Source organism: Microcoleus sp., assembly GCF_049646505.1.
Classification (GTDB): domain Bacteria; phylum Cyanobacteriota; class Cyanobacteriia; order Cyanobacteriales; family Microcoleaceae; genus Microcoleus.
Window position 1 is genome coordinate 1 of the sequence record NZ_JBARVX010000650.1, and the last position, 5329, is coordinate 5329.

The 5329-nt window shown below is 45.7% G+C and carries 9 protein-coding genes and 2 pseudogenes; all 11 read right to left on the bottom strand.

Annotation, left to right across the window (positions count from 1 at the left end; translation table 11 throughout):
* Positions 1-650 (bottom strand): annotated as a pseudogene (locus tag WBA89_RS29775) (hypothetical protein); the annotation flags it as partial.
* A gap of 48 nt (positions 651-698) precedes the next feature.
* Positions 699-1229, bottom strand: a complete 531-nt coding sequence (locus WBA89_RS29780; protein ID WP_424411277.1) for a DUF3122 domain-containing protein — start codon at positions 1227-1229, stop codon at positions 699-701.
* 59 nt (positions 1230-1288) lie between these two features.
* Complete coding sequence (locus tag WBA89_RS29785) at positions 1289-1669, bottom strand: rhodanese-like domain-containing protein (protein WP_424411278.1); 381 nt, start codon at positions 1667-1669, stop codon at positions 1289-1291.
* Between the two features lie 182 nt (positions 1670-1851).
* The gene (locus tag WBA89_RS29790; RefSeq protein WP_424411280.1) at positions 1852-2082 is read right to left on the bottom strand and encodes a Rieske 2Fe-2S domain-containing protein; all 231 of its coding nucleotides are present in this window, start codon (positions 2080-2082) and stop codon (positions 1852-1854) included.
* A gap of 16 nt (positions 2083-2098) precedes the next feature.
* A complete protein-coding gene (locus WBA89_RS29795; protein ID WP_424411282.1) occupies positions 2099-2410 on the bottom strand; it encodes a chaperone modulator CbpM in 312 nt (103 codons plus the stop codon).
* A complete protein-coding gene (locus tag WBA89_RS29800) occupies positions 2407-3378 on the bottom strand; it encodes a DnaJ C-terminal domain-containing protein (RefSeq protein ID WP_424411283.1) in 972 nt (323 codons plus the stop codon). The genes WBA89_RS29795 and WBA89_RS29800 overlap by 4 nt, the downstream gene beginning before the upstream one ends.
* A 227-nt stretch (positions 3379-3605) precedes the next feature.
* Positions 3606-3956 (bottom strand): HPF/RaiA family ribosome-associated protein, encoded by a 351-nt coding sequence (locus WBA89_RS29805; protein WP_424411284.1) that lies wholly within the window; start codon positions 3954-3956, stop codon positions 3606-3608.
* A gap of 53 nt (positions 3957-4009) precedes the next feature.
* Positions 4010-4177: a hypothetical protein gene (locus tag WBA89_RS29810; RefSeq protein WP_424411285.1), complete on the bottom strand. Its 168-nt coding sequence runs from the start codon at positions 4175-4177 to the stop codon at positions 4010-4012.
* The gene (locus tag WBA89_RS29815; RefSeq protein WP_424411286.1) at positions 4134-4247 is read right to left on the bottom strand and encodes a hypothetical protein; all 114 of its coding nucleotides are present in this window, start codon (positions 4245-4247) and stop codon (positions 4134-4136) included. The genes WBA89_RS29810 and WBA89_RS29815 overlap by 44 nt, the downstream gene beginning before the upstream one ends.
* A gap of 52 nt (positions 4248-4299) precedes the next feature.
* Positions 4300-4803 (bottom strand): annotated as a pseudogene (locus WBA89_RS29820) (universal stress protein).
* A gap of 60 nt (positions 4804-4863) precedes the next feature.
* Entirely contained in the window at positions 4864-5082 is a 219-nt protein-coding gene (locus WBA89_RS29825) for a DUF3611 family protein (RefSeq protein ID WP_424411287.1), read from the bottom strand.
* Between the last annotated feature and the right edge of the window lie 247 nt (positions 5083-5329).

Below are 5329 nucleotides of genomic sequence, written 5' to 3' on the forward strand. Positions count from 1 at the left end.
TTGAAGAAAGACTCTAAACCGTTGTTGACTTGGCGAAAGTAACGCAATAAATCATTTTTCTGATCTTCGTTTCCGGCTCCTTGTCCGTGAAAAATCGCACTATTGCCTTTTGATGAGCCTGTATGTGTTTGGAGGCTTTTTTGGGGATCGTCGTACTGCAAGGCTGCTGCGATGTTGGTGGGTACATCCGTTAACTCAACTTCTTTCAGGTGATAACGAGTTCCTTGAAATAACCGAACTTGGTTTTGGCTCAAGGCTAGAACAGAAAACGTCCCATCCCCTGACATTAGTTGCAGTAGTGGTTTGATGTGGAAGCGATCGCCAACTACCGTTAATTCGGGGAAAGCGATCGGTAAACAGTAGTAGCGGAAATGATTGGGAGATAGAAAAATTGCCAGTCCATCGCTTTGATGTTGCCAGAAGTCATAGGTATCTAGCTCATGAATGGGTTGCAGCAACTCTTTGGCATCCTGTTCGGGCAGTCCCATCGCCAGCAATTTTTCGACCGCTTGTCGAACCAAATTCTTTAACCGAATCGGATTTTGCTGGGTTTCGATTCCTAAACGCTCCATTGGCGCATAGATCGAGATACAGGTCGAGTTTGACGCTGCGGTTAAAGCGGTCAATTCATCAATAGTGAATGAGTTCATGATGTACCTCTCAGTAATTTTTTCGATCGAGCTTGTATCAGGTTTTCATCAATGGCTAATCAGGGTTTGCCATTCCTGAATTGCAGTAGAGGGAACAGATAAGCTGACGGATTCACCGTCGATGGTTGGTAATATCAGTTGCAGGGGAATCTCCGCTTGTAACTGAGGTAGGGCAAGCTGAATGTCATATTCTCCGACATTCGCTGGGGCTGGTGTGTCCTGAGAAATTTCGCTAGAAATATCCTTGGCGGTTAGAGTTTCGCCCATAGATGTTGTCAAGGTAAGCGGTTGAGTGCGATCGAATTCCACCGCACCAGGAAAGCCCACGACGCGCAGAGAGACACTAGAACTACCTTCGGGATGGATGCGCTTAAAGGCGATCGCCTGCCAGGAATTTCCGTTTTTATCTTGCAGGGTTTGTCGGGATTGGTAGAGCATTTGCCCTGGATATTCTTCGATTTGCGTCAAAGATGCAAAAGCGGGTAAGGGACTCCAGACAACCAGTGAAACGCAGATTAAAGCAGCTAGCAGCCAGCGCAGCGGGTGAATTTTCAACCCGTTAAAGCAGATAGAGTTCATCACAAAAATCCTCTTATAAGTTAAAAGCTTTGGCAATTGCAGAGTTAAAACTGGGAATTTTAACTAGATGCGATCGCTTCTCCTGCGGTTTTCCAACCTGCAAAGCTAGGTGGAAACCCCTGGACATTATCATAACCCAATAAGTGCAGTGTCATTACTCCCATTGCCGCTCGATAGCCGGCGGAACAGTACAGCACTACAGGGCGATCGTGCGGAATTTGCTCCAGATTGTGCGCCAAGGTTTGGAGGGGAATATTGATGGCATCAGGTATATGTCCAGACTTATACTCAGAGGGTTCTCGCACGTCCACCAACAGGGTTTGAGAGTTCTTTAATTGTTTTTTTAACCCTTCGACATTGGCGATCGTGTAATAGCCTGGTGGAATCGATGTGAGAAAGCGATCGATTGTTGATTCCAGATTTACGGTTTTTTCAGACATTGTTTGCATCTTTTCTGGAAAGATTGGTTCAGTTTCTACGAGAGTTGCTGCGAGGATCGGGTTTTGCCCAAGGCCAACCAAAAAACAAAAACATAGTGCAAAACCCAGCAATATCGTCTGAATTGATTTCTTAAAGCTCATGAATTTCTCCTGAAATGGATTTTCTCGATATCACTTCATCCTCAAACCCACCGGGGCTTTTCTCCAGTGCGGGGATCGTTTTTCGCCCAAGGTGAGATCAAAATGCTGTTATCGATCGCCACAACCTGGACAATCTTCAGCGGTAGAGGAGCCGGGCCTCGCACCGCAGTCCCATCACGAGCATAGCGGGAAGCATGACAGGGACATTGAAATTGCCGAGCCATTGGATTCCAGGGAAAGGAAAGTAAATCATCTTGACTTTGAGCATTCATTGGCGCGACAAATACCTCATAAGGCACTTGATGGATGAGATTGATATGCCCTAACTTGTGCTCGTAATTGGGCAATTTCTTGAGCCATATCTAACACCATTGCGGCTCCGACTAAGTTCAGTCCCAAGTCTTGACGCAACCGCTGAATCTGAGCAATTCTAGCAATCTCGCGGGAATGCAGCAGGTCGCCGATTGGTTCGATTACACCTAATTCAACATAAATTTTCACTAGCGTAATTGAAGTTTCAGTTACCAATGCAGCATATTCAAAGGTGTAGAGTTGTTCACCTTCGGGTGAAACCACAATTTTTGAAAGGCTAAAGCTCATAACTTAATTTCCTCTAACTGAGTACGCGGGTTAAAACTCGTATTTGCCTGGATTTTTTCGTAGCATTCTTGCTCGATCGCACTGAGGTCTTTCGGCGTAACCATAAGAAGTTTTGCTAACAAGTCACCTCGTCCTCCTTTTGGCAATGTCCAACCTTTGCCGCGCAGTCTTAACGATTGTCCCGATCGCACTCCTTTAGGCACTTTCATTGTAACGCTACCATCGGGAGTTGGGACGCTGATTTCTGCCCCCAAAACGGCTTCATCGGGGCGAATTGGAATGTCACAAACTATGTCATCACCCTCGAATCGAAAGAAGGAATGGGGCAAAATCTCGATCGTTAAATACAAATCGCCGCGCTGTTGAGAGAATGGACTATTGAGACCTTTACCTTTGAGTCGAATTCGACTACCGGGTTTTGCGCCTGCGGGAATGCGGACGTTGATTGTTTCATCGTCAAGTTGTAGCCGTTTCTGGACACCGTGAAATGCTTCCGAAAATGTGAGTGCGATCGCAGCTTCGGTATCCGGCGCGGGCGCTTGAGAACGAAATCCGTCCCCAAAATCATTAAAACCGTTGGTCGCAGTTTGATAAGTCTGGGTTCTACGTTTCGATCCACCTTTCATTCCCCCCAGCAAATCGTTGATAAATGAATCAAAGTCGTCGTAGCGATCGAAGTCTTCCGCCGAAACATTAGTTCCTCTAGGAGTTGGCGCTTCAGTGTATCCCGGCTGATTCCAATGTTGACCAAAGCGATCGTACTTTTGCCGGTTCTCTGGATCGGAAAGTACCTCATTTGCTTCGTTCAAGTCTTTGAATTTTGCCTCTGCATCTTTATCCCCAGGATTGAGGTCAGGATGGTACTTGCGGGCCAGTTTGCGGTAAGCCCGTTTGATTTCTTCAGGAGTTGCAGTTTTGCTCACTCCCAGGATGGTGTAATAGTCTTTAAAATCCGTTGCCGTTGGCATCACCGACCTCTCAATATGTAATGCTGCTATCTGAAATACTATCTGAAATGCTAAAAATGATGATTCATCTAAACTTAATTTGAATTCAAAAAAATGACTGATAAACTAGGTGGGAGTTGTCACTGCTCCAGAAATTCTGGAGCGTAAAGTGTTGATTATTTTGTCCTAGTTTTTCCAGAGTCCCTTACTTGTTTTCATCTCTGACTCCTGGGAAAATTTATTGACTGTTAGCTAGACAGAGGCGGGTCAGTTCTCTGATTTTCTTGGTCGTGCAGCCGTCCGAGAGTGCTATCGATCGATCTGGTCAATTTATCGGCAGCCCCGTCCACAGCTTGGTCTAAGGTCGCTGCCTGATGTGTTACCGCGAGGGGTTGGAGTCCTTTGAGGCGGGCTTCGATCATGCAGCGCATATCGTCATCGCCGCCCTTCTTGTCGCTGTTCTCATCGCTCAAGTGAACATCAACGTGAGTGATGCGATCGCTGAATCGGCTCAGGCTCTCTGCCACTACACCACTAACCTGAGTGGCTAGTGCTTCGTGACCTTCGATGTTATGTCCGGTATGAATTTGGATTTGCACGATGTTCTCCTGTTGTAATTGTGATTGGCTTAATATTCAGATGGAATTACGAATTATTCTCGTCCTACCCCCCACTTCCAGTTGCGGATTTCCGGCAAGTCTTCGCCGTGCTTGTCGATGTAATGCTTGTGCTCGATCAACTTGTCCTGCATCATCTGCTTGAGATAGGCTCCCTTACTACCGCTTATAAATCTGCCCAACTGACAGATAGTTGGCGGCACGCCAGTAGGCATCTATCTTGTGGAGTAGTTCTGGGGAAAGAGTCTTTGTTTTTATGGTTAATTGCCCAATTTCTCAGCCCGATACACCAGTCCGATCGATTGTGTTCACGGTTTTTCTCTTTTTATTTATCTCGATCGGGATTTGTATCTTTTATGACTAAAACAGAACAATTCGCGCGATCGACCACATGATTGCTGACACTACCTACGAAAAATTCTGCGATCGCAGAGTGGTCGTGCCGACCCAGTACGATCCGAGTGGCATTCCACTCTTGAGCGACACTAGAAATCGTTGCCCCTGGCTCACCAAAATGGTGTTGATATTCAGTTGAAATATTTAGGGCAGTTGCGCGATCGCAGTATTCTTGCAACCAAGTTTTTGCCTGCTCAATCTGTAGCTGAAGCGTTTCGTCCTGGAGTAATTAAGAAAATCCAGTGTTGATTGGATAGAATCCAAATGTCCCGCCTGATTGGAATCCGGGAGCGAGCGCAGTCAAGTCTGCGAGGCAATGAAGGATCGTCAATTTAGCTTGCTGCTCTTGCTGCGCTAAATTGAGTGCGCGATCGAACACGATGGATGTTAAAGGAGAATGATTAATGGCAACTAGAATGCGTTTGAAGTTCATTTTTTTGAGCCTTCAGGTTAATTTCAGTGTTGACTAAATCTGCTATTTGTAAAATTTGAGTTATTTCCTTGCGGCTAGGATGTAAAGCTGGTTCCGGGGCTGAATTTTTTGCCAAAGATTAACGTAGCGCAATATCCAGTAAATGCTTAAGCCTAAATCCGCAATTCCCTCAATCACGGATAGTAAATCTATTCCTGACTTGAGATTGAGGTTGAGATTTGGTGAAAGAATCGCGAACCCTAAAATCAGTGCAGAAATAATGGTTAAAGTAAGCTGTATCCAAAATTTACTCTATCCCAATGTTGGCAGTAAACTAGCAGTTGTGTGTCTCTCTAAAGGATGATATTTTGATTGTAGGTAGCTAGATATAAGGCATTGCTTTCTAAATAGAACTCTTGCAAAAATCCAAAGCACCCCACCCCAACCCTCCCCTCCCGCGGGGAGGGAGCAAGATTATTCTTGTTTCTCCCCGCGGGAGGGGGGACTTGCGGGGGGTAAATTTGACTTTTGCAAGAGGTCTAATCTT

Coding starts and splice junctions, on each gene's coding strand:
- WBA89_RS29785 (WP_424411278.1), bottom strand. CDS start 1,669: ATGTCTGAAAAAACCGTAAATCTGGAATCAACAATCGATCGCTTTCTC.
- WBA89_RS29780 (WP_424411277.1), bottom strand. CDS start 1,229: ATGAACTCTATCTGCTTTAACGGGTTGAAAATTCACCCGCTGCGCTGG.
- WBA89_RS29795 (WP_424411282.1), bottom strand. CDS start 2,410: ATGAGCTTTAGCCTTTCAAAAATTGTGGTTTCACCCGAAGGTGAACAA.
- WBA89_RS29790 (WP_424411280.1), bottom strand. CDS start 2,082: ATGAATGCTCAAAGTCAAGATGATTTACTTTCCTTTCCCTGGAATCCA.
- WBA89_RS29800 (WP_424411283.1), bottom strand. CDS start 3,378: ATGCCAACGGCAACGGATTTTAAAGACTATTACACCATCCTGGGAGTG.